We start from the raw sequence: 16,938 nt of genomic DNA, 5'->3' as shown, positions 1-16,938 counted from the left end.
GGCCCACACCCAGGCCCCCAGCACGCCCCTCACGCCGTACTCCCCCGAACCGGATCGCGAGCAGCAGCGGTCCGTGTCCGCGCCCACCGCCGGGTGCGACTTCAGCCTGTACTTCTTCGGCGACTACCCCGAGGACGCCGACCGCGACAAGTACGCGCTGATCATGGAGGCTTCGAAGTACGCGGACGAGCACGGTTTCCACGCCCTGTGGCTCCCGGAGCGTCACTTCAACTCCTTCGGCGCGCTCTTCCCCAACCCCTCCGTGCTCGCCGCCGCGCTCGCGGCCCACACCAGCCGCATCAGGCTGCACGCGGGCTCGGTCGTCCTGCCGCTGCACCATCCGGTGCGGGTCGCCGAGGAATGGTCGGTCGTCGACAACATCTCCGGCGGCCGGGCGGGTCTCTGCGTCGCCGGCGGCTGGCACGCCACCGACTTCTCTCTCGCCCCGCAGCACTTCGGCCGGCACCGAGAACTGATGTACGAGCAGTTGGCGACCGTGCGGCAGCTCTGGTCGGGGCAGTCCCTGCCGACGACCGCCGGCGACGGTGAGCCCGTCGAGATCAGCCTCCACCCCCGCCCCCTGCAGCCGGAACTCCCCCTGTACGTCGCGGTGGTGAGCAACCCGGACAGCTACCGTCGGGCGGCGGCCGAGGGCCTGGGCGTGGTCACGAACCTGATGACACAGACCGTGGAGCAACTGGCGGAGAACATCGCACTGTACCGGCGCACCCGCGCCGAGCACGGCCTCGATCCGGCTGCGGGCCGGGTGGTGGTGCTGGTGCACACGTATCTCGGTGAGGACGCGGACCGCGCACGGGCCGAGGCGTACCGGCCGTTCGTGTCGTACCTGCGTTCGTCCTTGTCCCTCTTCGGGCAGGTCACCAACAGCCTGGGCTTCACGGCGGACCTCGACAACACTCCGGAGGAGGACGTCGAGTTCCTCCTCGAACGGGCGTATGAACGCTACTGCGCCTCGCGTGCTCTGATCGGCGACGAGCACACAGCGGCCGAGACGGTGCGCCGCCTGGTGGCCGCGGGGACGGACGAGATCGCCTGCTTCGTGGACTTCGGCGTGCCGACGGAGCGGGTCCTCGATGCCCTGCCGCTGCTCGACCGGGTCCGACGCCGCGAGCAGTCCGGGGCCCGGGAGCGGGCGGACCTCGCTCCGAAGCGAGTGCCGTTGTCGCCCGCGCAGCGCCGCATCTGGTTCCTGGAGCAGCTGCATCCGAGGACCAGCATGTACCACGAGCCCAAGGCGATCCGTCTGGACGGGCCGCTGGACGTACCCGCTCTGCGACGGGCCCTCCAGCAGGTCGCCGACCGGCATCCGGCGCTGCGGACGACGTTCGGCGACTCCGACGGCGTGCCGCACCAGGAGATTCGTGACCGGGTACGGATCGAATGCCCGGTCGACGACCACACGGGTGCGACGGAGGACGAGGCGCTGCGGGCCACGCTCGAGACGGAGGGGCGCCGGGTCCTCGGCCTGCGCGAGGGGCCGCTGGTGACGGCAAGGCTGCTGCGCCTTTCCGAGGAGCGGCATCTGCTCTTCCTGCTGGCCCACCACATCGTCTTCGACTCGTCCTCCACGGCGGTGCTCGTCCGCGACCTGGCCGCCTGCTACCGCGCCGCCGAGCCCGGAGCCCCCGAGTTGCCGCCCCTGCCGGAGGTGGCCCCGTCCCGTCCGGCGGACCACGCCGCGTCCCTCGACTTCTGGAGGCGTGAGCTCGCCGGGGCACCGGAACTCGACCTGCCCGCCGACCGGCCCCGTCCCCCGGTGAGGTCGGGAGCGGGAGCGAGCCTGACCCACGAACTGGACGCCGAACTGGCCGGTGCTGTGAAGGCGTTCGCCGCCGGTCACCGGACCACTCCCTTCATGGCACTGACAGGTGCCGTCGCAGCGGTCCTCGGCCGGCTGAGCGGGCAGCACGACGTGGTCCTCGGCACCGCGGTCGCAGCCCGGCCCGCCGGCGCCGAGCACCATGTCGGGCTCTTCCTCGACACCGTGCCCCTGCGTCTGGATCTCGCCGGCGACCCGGACTTCCCGACCCTGCTGCACCGGGTGCGCGCCAGCAGCACAGCGGCGTACGAGCACAGCGGCGTCCCCTTCGACGAACTGGTCGGGGCGCTCAACCCGCGCCGGGATCCGGGGCGCAACCCGCTCTTCCAGGTGATGGTGGAGTACGAGAACGAGGGCGAGGTGACGTTCGACCCGCCCCGGCTGGCGGCGACACTGCTCGACGTGCCGAGCGCGCGCGCCCCGTTCGACCTGACCGTCTACTTCACGCACCACCGCGAGGGCGTGCGCTTCATGGTCGAGTACGACACGGCCCTGTTCGACGAGGCCACGGTGCGTCGCTTCACGCACCACGTGGAGCAGGTGCTGCGCCGCGCCCTGGAGACCCCGGGCGCGCCGCTTCACGAACTGACCGCGGTGACCGCCGCCGACCGCGCGTCCCTCGCAAGGCTGGGGCGCCTGGACGAACCGTCACCCGCCGTCGAGGAGACCCTGCACGGGCTGTTCGAACAGCAGGCGCTGCGGACACCGGACGCCGTCGCGCTGGTGCACGGTGAGGAGAGCGTCCGCTACCGGGAACTGGACACGCGCGCGAACACACTGGCCCACGTCCTGCGAGCCGGTGGAGCCGTGCCCGGGGAGCGCGTGGCGCTGCTGCTGCCGCGCGGCCCGGAGCTGGTCGCCGCCGTGCTGGGGGTGCTCAAGAGCGGCGCCGCGTATCTGCCGCTCGACCCCTCGATGCCCTCGCCGCGGCTCGCCGCCCTCCTCGACGACGGCGCACCCGTCCTGCTGCTGGCCTCCGCCTCCGTCCTCGCGCGGCATCCCGGGCTCCGGCCGGGGCTGCCCGTGCGGCTCGTGGACGAGATCGACGCCGTCCCCGCGGCCGGCCCCCCGGCCGGCGGAGCGCGGCCCGAGGACCCCGCGTACTGCATCTACACCTCGGGGTCGACCGGCCGCTCCAAGGGAGTCGTCGTCCCGCACCGCGGCCCGGTCAACCTCGTGCGAGGCCACATGGACACGCACGCCGGGTTGCGCACCCTCCAGTGGACGTCGCCCTCGTTCGACGTCAGCGTGCAGGAGACCTTCACCACGCTGTGCTCCGGGGCGACGCTGGTGCTGATCGACGACGAGGTGCGGCACGACCCCGCGGCTGTCGCGGAGGCCGTACGCCGCCACAAGGTGCAGCGGATGTTCATGCCCTCCACACCGCTCAGGTATCTGATCGAGACGCAGCCCGAACTGCCGTCGCTGCGGGAGCTGTTCTCGGCCGGAGAGGCGCTGCAGCTCACCGACGCCTTCCGCCGCTTCCTCGCCGCTCACCCCCGGTGCGCGCTGTACAACCAGTACGGGCCGACGGAGACCTCCGTCATCGTCACCTCGCACCGGGTCGACCCCCGTGGCGAGGAGTGGCCACCGATCGGCACGCCGGTGCCGGGAGCGCGGATCGCCCTGCTGGACGGCGCGGGGCACGAGGTGCTTCCGGGTGCCGTCGGCGAGATCCACGTGGGAGGCGCGCCGGTCGCGCACGGCTACCACGCCCGCCCGGCCGAGACGGCCGGCGCCTTCCTCCCCGACGGCGCGGGTTCCGTGTCGTACCGGACGGGGGACCTCGGACGCTGGCGTACGGACGGCTCACTGCAGTACTGCGGCCGCACGGACGATCAGGTCAAGATCCGGGGGTACCGGGTGGAACCGGCTGAGGTCCAGGGGGCGTTGAGCACCCTGCCCGGGGTGCGGGACGCGGCCGTCGTGTCCCGCCGTGACCAGCACGGCGACAGTGAGCTCGTCGCGTACGTGGTCCCCGCCGCACCTGCGGCGGACCTGGGCGGGCTGCGCGCCGCGCTGTCCGCGGAGCTCCCCGGCCATCTGGTGCCGCGCCGCTGGGTGTGCCTGGACCGGCTCCCGGTGAACACCTCGGGCAAGCTGGACCGGAGCCGGCTGCCCGAGCCCGAGCCGGACGACACGGCCGGGGGCGAGGACGCACAGCCCGCGACCCGGCTGGAGAAGTCCCTGCACGAGCTGTGGTGCGACGAGCTGGGCGCGCGCAAGGTGCCGGTCACCGGGTCGTTCTTCGAGCTCGGCGGTCACTCCCTCGGCGCGATCAGGCTGCTGAACCGCACGGCGGACCAGCTGGGCATCGAGCTGTCCATGGCCGAGTTCTTCCTGGAACCAACCATCCGTGGTGTCGCGGGACGCGCCGAGCGGCCCGCCTCCCCCGGCCGGGTGGTGGATACGGCGCCGATGCCTTCCACGCTGCGCAGGCTGTGGCACCGGCACCACGAGCACTTCGACCCCGGCGTCTACAACGTCGCGCACCGCATCGACCTGGAGGGCGCACTCGATCCCCGGAACCTGGCGGGTGCGCTGGAGGATCTGGTGGCGCGGCATCACGCGCTGCGGAGCAGAGCCGTGCACCGCGACGGGCGGCATCTGATCGAGGTGCTGTCCCACGTGCCCGTGGACCTGCCGGTGGACGATCTGACCGCGCTGGCCGACGACGACGGTGCTGTGGAGCGGTGGTGCCGGGACCAGGCCACCCGCCCGCTGGCGATGGACCTCGCGCCGCTGTTCCGCTTCCGGCTCGCGCGGCTCGGAGGGGATCGCTGGGTGCTGGTCACCGTGTTCCACCACGCCGTCTGCGACGGCTGGTCCATGGGGGTCATCTGGCACGAACTCCAGAAGCTCCATGACGCCCGACAGCAGGGCACTGACAGTCAACTCCCCCAGCCTGCAATACAGTTCACCGACTTCGCTCGCACGGAACACGATCTGGGCAAGGAGCGCAGGGCGGAACTCGAACGGTTCTGGCGCACCGAACTCGACGGCGTACCCCTGCGGCTGCCGTTGCCGTACGACCGGCCGCGCCCCGCGAAGCTGTCCGGCAGGGGCGCGCTGCACACATGGGTCATCGACGGGGACGCCCCGCGGCGGCTGGCGGAGACGGCGACCCGCCTGGGGACCACTCCGTACACCGTCCTGGCCGCGACGTTCGCGAGCTGGGCGTCCGGGCTGTGCGGCGGTCTCCCGGACGTGGTCCTGGCCGCCTCCAGCGCGAACCGCACCCACCGCGACCGGTCCGACGTGGTCGGTATCCTGGGGGACGCGGTCCTGCTGCGCGCCCGGCTGGGCGAGGCCGCCACGTTCGCCGACCTGGTGACACAGCTGGGTTCGACGCTCTTCGCCGCGCTCGACCATCAGGAACTGCCCCTGACGGACGTGGTGGAGCTGGTCTCACCGGGGACGGGCGCCTCGCTGTTCCCGACCGTGCTCTTCACCGTGGTCACCACACCGCCGCCCACCCTGGACATGGGCTCGCTCTCGGCCTCGGTACGCGGCCTCCCGACGTCGGGCGTGGCCCGCAACGAGTTGTACGCGGTCCTGGTACCGGGTGCCGACACCATCACCGGCACCTTCGAGTACTCGACGGATCTCTTCGACGAGTCCACCGTCGAGTCCTGGGCCCGGTCCTTCGGCGAGCACCTCCGCCACGTCACCCGGGACCCGCACCAGCCGCTGCCCGCGCCACGCGCCCTCTGACGCGCCGGATGGCGGATGCCTCACCGGGCTGCTCCTTCGGTGTCGAGGCGGTCGAAACGGTCCGGGCCACCTGGGGGGACGGGGTCCGGCTCGACGAGGCAGTTCGCGACCGTACCCGTATGCGCTCGGCGCACCCTGTCCCGGCTGGGCGTGCCCGCCGTGCCGGTGGTGCCTGACAGGCGCGGGGCTCCTCAGCGGCCGGACGGCATCCTCGGCCGCATGACGCACCGTGACGGGTACCGGGCGGCGCCCTTGGTCCGATCCACCGACTGCGCCATCGGCAGAGACACGGAGCCGCGCGGACCGCTGCCGGCGGGGGTTCCTGACCGGGCTGAAGTGGGAGTGCAGGAAGGCAGAAATCATGATGAAACCCGAAAAGAGTGCCTTGTCCGCCCGACTGGTCCTCCGCCTGGCCCGTGGTGGGAGGGCGGGAATCGAGAGGCTTCCCAGGCCGCCGGCTGGTCCGCAACGGTTTCGCCCTGACTGCCGTTACACGGCCGAGCACTCCGGCGCGAACGGGTCGGAGAGAAATGGCCGGCACACGTGAACTAATTGTCCTGAACGGGCGCGGCCATGCCCTGGCGAACCACGCCCGCAGGAAGACCCGGGGAGTGGAAATCTGGACGCCAACTCGTTCGGAGAGGGCAAGGAGTTGGCATCGCGGAGGCTGCCGGGAAAGAGTCCGAGGTCACGTTGACAGCAACGAGCCGAAACTCTACGCTCGCATTCGAGCAACGGAAAAATCAAGTCGCTCCGAGCAAATTATGCCGCTTTGAGAGAGATTTCGTCAGCGGCACCCACCGCAGACCGAGCCGACTTCTCTAACTCCAACACTCCAGCCACTTACGGAAGTGTGGTCGCATGAAGGGCATAGTTCTGGCCGGAGGCACTGGCACCCGGTTATACCCACTGACGCACGCCGTCTCGAAGCAAATGCTTCCGGTATACAACAAGCCGTTGATCTACTACCCGCTCTCGGTGCTGATGCTGGGCAAGATCCGGGACATCCTGATTATTTCCTCACCCCAGCACGTAGGCGCTTTCCGGGAACTCCTGGGAGACGGCAGCCAGCTCGGAATCAATATCGAGTACGCCGCGCAGGCGGAGCCGAACGGAATTGCCGAGGCACTTCTCATCGGAGCCGATTTCATCGGCGACGAACCGGTGACGCTCGTACTGGGCGACAACATCTACCACGGCCCCGGATTCGGAAGACTTCTCCAGGCGGAGATACAGAATCTCGACGGCTGTGTGCTGTTCGGCTATTCGGTCGGCGACCCCGAGCGCTACGGCATCGGCGAGGTGGATGCCAACGGGCAGTTGATCTCCCTGCAGGAGAAGCCGGTCGCACCCAAGTCCGACCTGGCCATCACGGGTCTGTACGTGTACGACAACAACGTGGTGGACGTGGCCAAGAACGTGCGCCCCTCGCCGCGTGGCGAGTTGGAGATCACCGATGTGAACCGCGTCTACCTGGAGCAGGGCAGGGCCAGGATGGTCAACCTCGGGCGCGGATTCGCCTGGCTGGACACCGGGACCCACGACTCGCTGCTCCAGGCCTCGCAGTTCGTCCAGACGCTGGAACAGCGCCAGGGAGTACGGATCGCATGCCTGGAGGAGATCTCCTTCCGCATGGGCTTCATCGACGCCGCGGCGTGTTACGAACTCGGCAGTCAGCTGGCAAAGACGGACTACGGCAAATACCTGATGGAGATCTCCCACCACACCTGATTTCTCACCCATCCCATACTGAGAGGTGGCCCGTGCGCATACTTGTCACCGGGGGTGCCGGGTTCATCGGCTCGCACTTCGTCCGACAGACCTTGCAGAACAGTTACCCCGAGTTGGCCGGCGCCGAGGTGACGGTGGTCGACAAACTAACCTACGCAGGAAGAAGAGAAAATCTCGCACCGGTGTCCGAGAGCCCCACCCTGCGCTTCGTCGAGGGCGACATCTGCGACACGCAACTGATGCCGGAAGTGATGCGGGGCATGGATCTCGTAGTGCACTTCGCCGCCGAGTCCCATGTCGACCGTTCCATATCCGGGGCCGCGGAATTCGTGCGGACCAACGTGCTGGGGACACAGACACTGCTGACCGCCGCACTGGACACCGGGGTCAGCAAATTCGTCCATGTATCGACCGACGAGGTGTACGGCTCCCTGGACGCCGACGGAGAGCCGTGGACGGAAGAGGAGCCGCTGGCCCCAAATTCCCCCTACGCCGCTTCGAAAGCGTCCGCCGACCTCATGGTGCTCGCCTTTCACCGCACCCACGGCCTGCCGGTGTGCCTCACGCGGGGATCCAACACCTACGGACCGCACCAGTACCCGGAGAAAATTGTTCCACTGTTCGTTTCCCGTCTACTGACCGGCCGAAAAGTGCCGCTCTACGGCGACGGCGAGAACATTCGTGACTGGCTGCACGTCGACGACCATTGCCGGGGCATTGCACTGGTGGCCGCGAGCGGAAAGTCCGGGGAAATCTACAATGTCGGCGGCGGAACGGAACTGACCAATCGCGCGCTGACCGAGCGGTTGCTCGAACTGCTCGGCGCGGACGGCTCGATGGTGGAACAGGTGGCCGACCGCAAGGGTCACGACCGGCGGTACGCGATGGACATCTCCAAGATCTCGCACACCTTGGGCTACCGGCCTGCGGTGGAGTTCGACGAGGGCCTCGCGGCGACGGTCGACTGGTACCGCCGGCACCACGGCCTCTGGCGGGGCGCCGCTTAGTCTCGCCGCGCTTCCACGAAGAGGGGGCCGGGCCACAGTCGTGAAGGCTGTGGCCCGGCCCCCTCTCCCCTTTCAGCTCGGCACTGCGATCCGTGCGGTGGCTCGGGAACCCGATACTTCCACCAGCCTTTCGCAAGGCGGGAGTTCGCCGCCGATGCCCGTCAGGAACCAGCACGTGCGGTCCCGGGAGAGCCCGGTGAACAGTTCGGCCAGCCGGGGGTCGGCTTCGAACGGATCCGTACCGGCCGTCGCGTCCACCACCACCAGGGAAGGATCGGCGGACAGGGCACACAGCAACGCCAGCCGCCAGCGGTCCTCAGAGGAGAGCGGCTCCGTCCGGGACTCGGTCAGCGGCTCGGAAGCGGTGTCCTCCACAACCACCGCGGCGCGCAGCCGGTCCAACCCGTCCTGTACACCGGGCCGGTCCGTCAGCCGGTCGGGGAAGGAGGCGACCAGCCGGCCCGCCTCCTCACGCGTGTACCTCGGATCCTGCGGGCGGACCCGGGCGATGTGCCGCTCCACGACGGACGGGGCGAGGGAGGTGACGTCCACTCCGCCGATGCGCACCTGTCCGGACGTCGGCGCGACGTCGCCGGTCAGCAAGTCGCCGAGCAGCAGCCGGGTGCCGTCGGGGGTTCCGACGAGCGCCGTGGTCGTGCCGCCCGGGATCTCGAACGAGACCGTGTCGAGCACGGTCGTGCCCTCCACCCGCACACTGACGCCGTCGAAGACGAGGTCGGTGCTGTCGGGCCAGTCGGCGCCCGGCCGGACCTCCTGCGACCCGGAATCCCCGATGTCCAGCAGCCTGCCGATGGTGGCCATCACCTCGTGTGCGTTCATGACCGTACTGGTCAGCAGGACGGCTTCCATCATGGGCCGGTACGTGAGTACCGACAGCACGATCAGTGCGACACCCCTGGTTCCCGAGAGCCCGTCGGCGGAGACGGCCGCCCCGCAGGCGCCGACAGCGGCGCACGCGGCGAGTTCGACCGCCCGCCACAGCAGCACCTCGCCGGTGGCGGTCGGCAGGAAGCCGCCCTGGCGCCCCGCGCCCCGCTGCTCGTAACTCCTGCGGAGCCACTCCGACCCGTCGGGCTCCTCGCTGCGTGACAGCAGCCGGACCACGAGGAAGGAGCACAGCGCCAGCACGATCAGCCCCGCCGCCAGAGTCAGGGCCATCTGCAGGTTGACGAAGGCGCTGATGACGATGACGGTCAGCGGTGTGGCGACCGCGGCCACCACCGGCCGCATGACGTGTGCGGGAAGTCCCATCAGGACCACGACCGCGGTGCCGTCGAGCGCGGCCAGCCGGTCGGAACGCCCCACTCCGAGGGTGCGGTTGGGCAGTGTCGCCGTGTGCTCGGCGACCTTCCTGTGCAGGGTGGTCACCAGTTCGGCACCCAGCTCGTTACCGAGGGGCACGCTGCGGTGGTGAAGTACCGCGTACACCAGGCTGACGGCCGCGAGGGCGGCGATCCAGCCCCAGGGCGCTGCCGCACCTGGGGTGAGAAGGCCCGTCGTGATGGGCACGACGAAGGTGAAGGCGACCCCCTGGACGACGGCGCCCAGGAGCAGGAACAGGCACAGGGATGCCAGTTTCTTTCTCCCCGAGATCTGCAGGAAGCGAGCGAGTACGGCCCTCATCGGGGCACCTCCTGAGACGCGGGGGTTCCTGCGGACCCGGTGGACAGGGCCACGGGGTCCGCAGCACGGCTCGGTCCCCCGACGGGGCCGAGCAATCCGACGGGGCCGAGCAGCCCGGCGTACGGGCTGCCGGGACCGGCCAGTTCCTCGTGAGTACCCGATGCCACCACCTTCCCGGCTTCGGTCACCACGATCCCGCCGTCGACCACCGCGGGCGGACCGGTGGAGACGACCAGCACGGCCGCGCGGTCGCACAGTTCGGCGACCGCTGCCCGGATGATGTCCGGACGGCCGGGAAAGGCCCTCTCGTCGAGCAGGACGACCTCGCGGTCCGCGGCGAGCAGCCGGGCGAGCGCGAGCCGCTGGAGCTCGGGGTACGACTGCGGCGCCTCGGAGCCGACGATCGCGTCGTAGCCCCGGGGCAGCGCGGCGATCGTGTCGTGGCAGCCGGCGGTGCGCGCGGCGCGTTCGGCCTCCGCGGTGCTGCCGTCCGTACGGTCGGCGGTGATGTAGGCGCCGATAGGGCCGATCACGACGGCAGGGTCGGCCTCCACCGCGGCGAGCCGCTCCTCGGGCGTATCGGTGAGCAGCCGGTCGATGACCGAGTCCGCGCCCGCGTCGGTGGTGGCGACGACGGTCAGCACCCCGCGCTCGGGCAGCTCCAGGGCGGGGCTCCGGGCCGGCTCGGCCTCTGGGGCCACGCCGTCGGCGGTGCCGGTGGTGTCCGCCCCGCCTGCCGCCTCTGACGGGGCCGTCGCGGAGGGCAGGCTCCCGGGCGCGAACTGACCCAGGCGTGCCGCGGCCTTCTTGCCCTCACCCACTTCTTCGACGAAGTAGGTGATGGCCAGCAAGGGTGCGGCCAGTCCCGTGCCAACCAGCAGGAACGGGATCAGGTCGGCCGGGGCCAGCCACTCCGAGCGGGTCAGCAGGGCGCCCCCGCACAGGACGAAGACGAGCACGGTCAGCGGTGAGAAGGCGATCTCGGCCAGCGCCCGGCCGCCCAGCAGCAAGCCGATGCGGCTCCGGAAGAACTCGCTGAACTCATCAGTGACGTCGGCCAGCCGGGCTGCGGATCGCCGGGTGGCGGCGGCGGTGTGGGCCCGCGTACCGACCGGGCTGACGCGGCGCGGCAGGTCCACGGTGGGGCGTACCGCGTCGATGCCACCGATGCTCTCCGCGTAGTCGGTCGCCATCTCGCGGAAGAAGCGCGCGGAGATGAAGCCGAAGACGACGAAGCCGATCAGGATCGGGGCCAGCGTGATGAGTGCCATCAGCCAGTCGACCCAGAACAGATAGCCGACCGACAGGAGGAACACGAGACCCGCCGAGAGGAGTTCCGACCCCGCCCGGCCCACCGTGACCCCCATGGAGACGATGTCACGGCCCAGTGTGGTGCCGTGCTCCGTCCAGGCGGCGTGCAGGGGCCGGGCGGCACGTGCGCCGCGCAGCCTGCCGGTGACCGCGAGAAGCAGTGCGTCCTGGGTGCGCGCCCCCGCCTCCTTGCTCAGGGCACGGCCCACCAGTTGGACCACGAACCCGACGACCGCCGCGGCGGCGGCCACGAGGACGAGCCGGTAGATCCTGCCGCCGTCGGGGTCGCCGTCGAGCAGTTCCCGGCACACCTCGACGAAGGCGAGGACGGGGCCTACCGTGGCCACCGCCGCGGCCGCTTCCAGGGCGAGCGCCGTACGGGTGCGCCAGACGATTCCGGTCGATGCGCTCATCGCTTCGTGACCAGGTGATCACCGAGGACCAGGAAGTCGATGTCGGTTCCGAGGAAGCACTCGAGCGCGTCCTTCGGGGAATTGACAACCGGCTCGCCCGCGACGTTGAAGGAGGTGTTGACCAGGCACGGCACATCGGTGCGCGCGGTGAATTCGCGGAGCAGCCCGGCCAGCCGGGGGTTGCTGTCGTCCGTCACGGTCTGGATGCGGGAGGTGGCGTCGACATGCGTGGCGGCCGCGATGGTCTGCGTGTACTCGGGCTTCACCGGGAACACGAAGGTCATGTACGGCGAGCGCTCCTTCTTGCCCATCTCGAAGACCTTGGGCGCGTCCTCTTCCAGGACGATCGGGGCGAAGGGACGGAACGGCTCTCGGTGCTTGACGCGGGTGTTGATGATGTCCTTCATGTCCGCGTGGGAGGGGTTGGCCAGGATGGAGCGGTTACCGAGCGCGCGCGGACCGTACTCGGTACGGCCCTGGAACCAGCCGATGACGGTCTTGCCGCTGAGCAGTTCGGCGGTCTTCGCGACGATCGCTCCGTCGGCGTGCTCCTCCCAGACGACACGATCGGTGTAGGCGTCCAGGGTGGCGACGATCTCCTCGGCGGTGTACTCGGGGCCGAGGTAGGGAGTCTTCACGGGCACGAGCGGGACGTTCTTCTCGCGGACGACGTGGGCCGCGGCACCGATGGAGACACCCGGGTCGCTGGCGCCGAAGCTGACCTCGGCGCGCTCGAACGGCAGGTCCTCCAGGAGCTTGGTGTTGTTGACGCAGTTGAGCGCCACACCACCCTCGTAGATGAGGTTGCGCAGGTCGGTGACGTCGGCGAGGGCGCGCAACTGGTGCGCGGTGACGACTTCGAGGGCCTGCTGAGCGGCGCTCGCGACACGAACCTGGAACTCGAACTCACCCCGGTTGTCGTCGTTGCCGCCGAAGATCTCGTCGAAGAGGGGGAGGTAGGCGCGAGGACCACGAGGGTCGTTGGCCAGGGCCAGCGAGTAGCGCCCGGGGCCGTCGAAGGTGACGACATGGTTGAGGATCGGGTTGTCCTCCTGTGCCGGCGGCTCGCCGAACCCGCCGAGGCCCATGACCTTGTACTCGTCATTGTTCGGGGTGAAGCCGAGGTATCGCGTGATCTCCGCGAAGAGCTGGGCGATCGAGTTCTGGGCGTCGATCGTGAACTGCTCGAACACCTTCACCTCGCCATCGCGGACCTCGCCCATGATGGCGCTGTCCGCCTCGCCCTGGCCGTCGCTGATGATGAACGCGGTGTCGTCGAAGCCGGAGAAGGTGCGGCCGCAGGCGAGGTGTGCCCGGTGGTGCGGGACCGGGACGAGCTTGTCCTCGGCCAGCTCGTACCCGGTGTTACGGACGAAGTCCTCGAGGATCGCGTTCTTGCCGAGCATGCCGGTGTAGAGCTCGCCGAAGCCGGAGAGAGCCTGGAACTTGTACTCGGGAGGTATCGGCGAACCGGCGATCTTGGAGATGGCCGCGTCGGCGAACTCCGGGCTGAACCGCCAGCCGAAGGCGTAGTAGTCGACGTCGGAGAAGTCGAGCCCCGCCTGGCCGAGGACCCAGCGCATGGCGTTGATCGGGAAGGCGGTGGTCTTCTTCTGGCGGTTCATGCGCTCTTCCTCGACGGCGGCAACCAGCTTGCCGTCGACGAACAGTGCCGCGGCCGCGTCGTGCCCGAGGAAGCTGTGCCGGTCGACGCTGTCCTGCGTATAGCCGTAGAGCTTGCCGAACAGCTCGCCGGCTCGGGAGAAACCGTTGTAGCCAAGAACTATCACTGCGCTGTCTCCTCTGGTGCACGGGTCCCTGTGAGCCGTGCTTGTCATGTTGTGGCCGGAATGAGCGGCCGGTAGCCACGAAGGGCGGAACCGCCTTCTGCCCCGGGTTGGTTCAGATGTCCCGTTCCGCGAGCCATCCGCGGATCGCGGCGGCGGTCACGGCGATGTTCTCCTCCATGAGCGTGAAGTGGTCGCCCTCTGTGGTGACCAGCGTGTGAGGAAGGGGCCAGGCAGCCCGCCAGCCGTCGTCGTCGAAGCCGTCGGCCTGGTACGGCAGGGGCTTGCCGGCGCGCACGAAGAGCGTCGGAGCCTTGACCTCGGCGATCGCGCACTCGTCCATCAGCGTGTGGTAGTGCCCCATCGCACTGAGGCGGACGCCGCTCAACGCGTCGCTGCCGAAGAGGTGTTCGCGGGCGAAGAGCCCCTCCAGCATGGCCCGGCTCAGGTCGTCGGAGAACTGCGTACCGGCTTGGAAGGTGTCCAGGACGACGGTGCCCGAGGGCGCAAGCCCTTCTCGTTCCGCCTGCGCGGCAAGGGCGTGCCCGATCAGCCCGCCCGCGGAGTGCCCGAGCAGCACGAAGGGCCGCGAGCCCACGGCCCTGCGCAGTACCTCAACCTGGAGGCCGAGGTACGCCTCGAACGACTGCGGCACCAACTCACCTTCCCTGAAGCCGGTGTTGACCAGCACCATCACATCACGTTCGCCCTGGATCTGCTGGGCGAGCCCGACGTACTGGAGAGGTCCCGCAGTCGCCGTGATGGCCGGGACGCAGACGAGAACCGCGCGGTCCGCATCGCCCCTGGCGAGACGGACGGGTTCCTGCAGGTGCTCCGCCGCAGTCTCGTGGCCGAAGGCGGGGCGCAGCCGGCCTGCGGCCTGGATGAGGTCCATGCCGGTCGAGCCCGCCCTGCCGAGAGCGTGGGACTGGCGGTAAAGGGCCTCCAGGCTGTCGAACGGTGATGCGGGAGCGGTGGCGGTCGCGCCGGTGGTGCCCGCGTCACCGGGCTCGGGCGCGGTGCCGATCAGGTCGACGAGGTTCGCGGCGAGGAGCGCCGTGGTCGGGTGCTCGAACAGCGTGGCCGCGGCGAGTTCCAGGCGCAGGAGGGAGCCGAGCCTGGAGCGCATGTCGATGCCCGCCATCGAGTCCACGCCCAGGTCGAGAAACTCGGCGTCCACGTCGATGACTTCGGGGTCGCCGTGTCCGAGGACCGCGGCGAGCTCGGTACGGACGAGGTCCTCGACGAGCTGGGCCCGCCGGCCGGGCTCGGCAGCCAGGACCCGCGCCACGGCGTCCTGCCCCGACTGCGCGGAGCGGGCGACAGGCCGCCGGGCGGGCGTCTGCGGGGTTGGGGCCTCGGCGTGCCGGTCACGCCGGAAGCCGGCAGTGGACACCGCTCGAAGAGTCAGCTCGCGGGCCTCGGCGACCGGCCGCCCCGTCGTGTCGGCCATGTGCAGGCCGAGCGCCCCGTCTCCCGCGTCGGACAGCCGCACGCGAAGGCTCGTGGTGCCTGCGGCGTCAAGGATCCGCACCCCGCCCCATGCGGCGGACAGCCACACCTGTGTGCCGTCCGCGCCCGTGTCCGTCGGCTGCTCGGCGATGCGGGGGTGCAGCGCGGAATCGAGCAGGGCCGGGTGCAGGCCGCCGAAGCCGTGCCCCGCGACAGACGCCTCGTCGGGCAGCGCCACTTCCGCGAGGATGTCGGTGCCGTTGCGCCAGGCGGCGCGCAGGCCGCGGAAGGCAGGCCCGTGGACGTGGCCCCGCTCCTCCGACGCGGCGTAGAGGGCGTCGACTTCGAGAGCCTGTGCGCCGGGCGGCGGCCAGGCTCCGGACAGCGCGCGGAACTCCGAGGTGTCCACGGGGCTCCGCAGGACCGGCGCGACGACGGCTCGGGCGTGGCGCGTCCACTCCCCCGCCTCCTCGCCGGACGCGGGGCCGAACCTGGAGTGCACGGTCAGGGTACGCAGGCCCGCCTCGCCCGCCGCACCGACCTGGACCTGGACGTGCACGGCGGCGTCCGGGTCCAGGACCAGCGGTGCTTCCAGGGCGAGTTCGTCCACCTGGGCACAGCCGAGCCTGCCTCCCGCGTACAGCGCCCAGTCGAGCAGGACGCTGCCGGGCAGCACGACGGTGTCCCCGACCGCGTGGTCGGCGAGCCAGGGGTGGGTGGCCTGCGCGAGCCTTCCGGTGAGCAGGGCCGTGTCGCTCTCGGCGGGCTCGACCAGGCCGGTGAGGAGCGGGTGGTCGGCGGCCGTGAGCCCCATGGTGCCCGCGTCACCGGCGGGCGTGGAGACGTCCAGCCAGTAACGCTGGTGCTGGAAGGCGTACGTGGGTACGTCGGCGGGGCGCGCCGACGGGTCGAGCAGGGCCGCCCAGTCGATGGTGCCGCCGCGCGCCCACAGCGCCGCGGCGGTCGACAGCAGTGCGGGGCGCGCCTCCTGGCCCTGCCGCAGGGCGGCGGTGACCAGGACGTCGGGGCCTTCGGCCGCCGTGGCCTCCTCGACGGCGGTGGCCGTCTCCGGGGAGACGAGGGTGCCCAGCTCGACGACGGCCTCGACGCCGTCGCCGAGGAGCGCCTTCACTGCGGCGTCGGAGCCGGCCGGCTCGCGCAGGGTGCGGTACCAGTGCTCGGCGTTCAGGTCGCCGGCGGCGAGGCGTGCCCCGGTGACGGCCGAGTACATCCGTACGCGTCCGGCGCCCGCAGTGACCTGGGCCGCCAGTGCCCTCAACTGCTCCTGCGAGGAGTCGGCTTCAGGGGTGCCTGCGACCGCGTCGTCATCGTCATCGTGCTCGTGCTCGTGCTCGTGCTCGACGAGCAGGCGGCCCTGGCCGGCGGCGAGCAGCGCGCCTTCGGTGCGGGACAGGACGCCGGCGGCGCAGGCAGCGGCGATCTCGCCGACCCCGACGCCGACGACGGCGGCCGGGGTGATGCCGAGGGCCGACCACATTTCGGCGAGCGACACCGTGGCCGCCCACAGGACGGGGCGGGCGACGGCCGGGTCGGCGAGCCTGCCGGGTTCGTCGCGCAGGACGTCGAGGAGGGCGAACCCGGTGTGCGGGGCCAGGGCGGCGGCGCAATCGGCCATGGCAGAGGCGAACACCGTTGAGGTGCCGAGGAGTTCGCTTGCCGCGTCGACCAGCCCTTCGGCCCGGTCGGGGAAGACGAACGCGGTCCTCAGCGGCCCGCGGGCCACGCCGCGCGTGGCGGCCTCATCGGGAACGTCCCCGGCCGCGAGGGTGTCGAGGGCGGTGGTGAAGCCCGTGGCGTCCTCGGCGAGGACGACCGCACGGTGATCGAAAGCGGTACGGGCGGTGGCCAGCGCCACCGCCGTCCCCGCCAGGTCCACATCGCGCGACACGGCGTGCTCCCGCAACCGCGCCGCCTGGGACCGCAGCGCGGAAGACGACTTGGCGGAAAGCACCCACGGCAGCACACCGACAGCCTCCCGCCCGGCCACGCCCGCACCCCGGGCCACGACCTCACCGCCG

At 70.7% G+C, this 16,938-nt stretch carries 7 protein-coding genes and 1 pseudogene; 4 read left to right on the top strand and 4 right to left on the bottom strand.

Going from position 1 to position 16,938, the window contains the following annotated elements:
- Positions 1–88: 88 nt before the first annotated feature.
- The 4 genes and pseudogenes from BFF76_RS26770 to rfbB all read left to right on the top strand — a co-directional run.
- A pseudogene (locus tag BFF76_RS26770) lies at positions 89–5,554 on the top strand (MupA/Atu3671 family FMN-dependent luciferase-like monooxygenase); the annotation flags it as partial.
- A 15-nt stretch (positions 5,555–5,569) separates the two neighbouring features.
- Positions 5,570–6,037, top strand: coding sequence for a hypothetical protein (locus BFF76_RS33100; protein WP_158709762.1), 468 nt, complete (start codon positions 5,570–5,572; stop codon positions 6,035–6,037).
- A 378-nt stretch (positions 6,038–6,415) separates the two neighbouring features.
- Positions 6,416–7,285, top strand: coding sequence for a glucose-1-phosphate thymidylyltransferase RfbA (gene rfbA / locus BFF76_RS26765; protein WP_065849227.1), 870 nt, complete (start codon positions 6,416–6,418; stop codon positions 7,283–7,285).
- A 32-nt stretch (positions 7,286–7,317) separates the two neighbouring features.
- Positions 7,318–8,292, top strand: coding sequence for a dTDP-glucose 4,6-dehydratase (rfbB, locus tag BFF76_RS26760; protein WP_031100302.1), 975 nt, complete (start codon positions 7,318–7,320; stop codon positions 8,290–8,292).
- A 72-nt stretch (positions 8,293–8,364) separates the two neighbouring features.
- Here the strand turns inward: rfbB and BFF76_RS26755 are convergent, their stop codons facing one another.
- The 4 genes from BFF76_RS26755 to BFF76_RS26740 form a co-directional block, all read right to left on the bottom strand.
- The gene (locus BFF76_RS26755; protein WP_065849226.1) at positions 8,365–9,936 is read right to left on the bottom strand and encodes an ATP-binding cassette domain-containing protein; all 1,572 of its coding nucleotides are present in this window, start codon (positions 9,934–9,936) and stop codon (positions 8,365–8,367) included.
- A complete protein-coding gene (locus BFF76_RS26750; RefSeq protein ID WP_065849225.1) occupies positions 9,933–11,660 on the bottom strand; it encodes an ABC transporter ATP-binding protein in 1,728 nt (575 codons plus the stop codon). Before BFF76_RS26750 ends, BFF76_RS26755 begins: the two co-directional genes overlap by 4 nt.
- Positions 11,657–13,450 carry a carbamoyltransferase family protein gene (locus tag BFF76_RS26745; RefSeq protein WP_031100308.1) on the bottom strand — a complete coding sequence of 598 codons (1,794 nt, stop codon included), beginning with the start codon at positions 13,448–13,450 and terminating at the stop codon, positions 11,657–11,659. The genes BFF76_RS26750 and BFF76_RS26745 overlap by 4 nt, the downstream gene beginning before the upstream one ends.
- Positions 13,451–13,562: 112 nt before the next feature.
- A partial coding sequence (locus BFF76_RS26740) for an acyltransferase domain-containing protein (RefSeq protein ID WP_065849224.1) occupies positions 13,563–16,938 on the bottom strand: 3,376 nt, incomplete at its 5' end.

The sequence above is a fragment of the Streptomyces mutomycini genome (genome assembly GCF_001700505.1).
Classification (GTDB): domain Bacteria; phylum Actinomycetota; class Actinomycetes; order Streptomycetales; family Streptomycetaceae; genus Streptomyces; species Streptomyces mutomycini.
Note: the sequence above shows the minus strand (reverse complement) of the source record. Positions and strands in the feature narration are given on the sequence as shown.

Coding starts and splice junctions, on each gene's coding strand:
- BFF76_RS33100 (WP_158709762.1), top strand. CDS start 5,570: ATGCCTCACCGGGCTGCTCCTTCGGTGTCGAGGCGGTCGAAACGGTCC.
- rfbA (WP_065849227.1), top strand. CDS start 6,416: ATGAAGGGCATAGTTCTGGCCGGAGGCACTGGCACCCGGTTATACCCA.
- BFF76_RS26755 (WP_065849226.1), bottom strand. CDS start 9,936: ATGAGGGCCGTACTCGCTCGCTTCCTGCAGATCTCGGGGAGAAAGAAA.
- BFF76_RS26750 (WP_065849225.1), bottom strand. CDS start 11,660: ATGAGCGCATCGACCGGAATCGTCTGGCGCACCCGTACGGCGCTCGCC.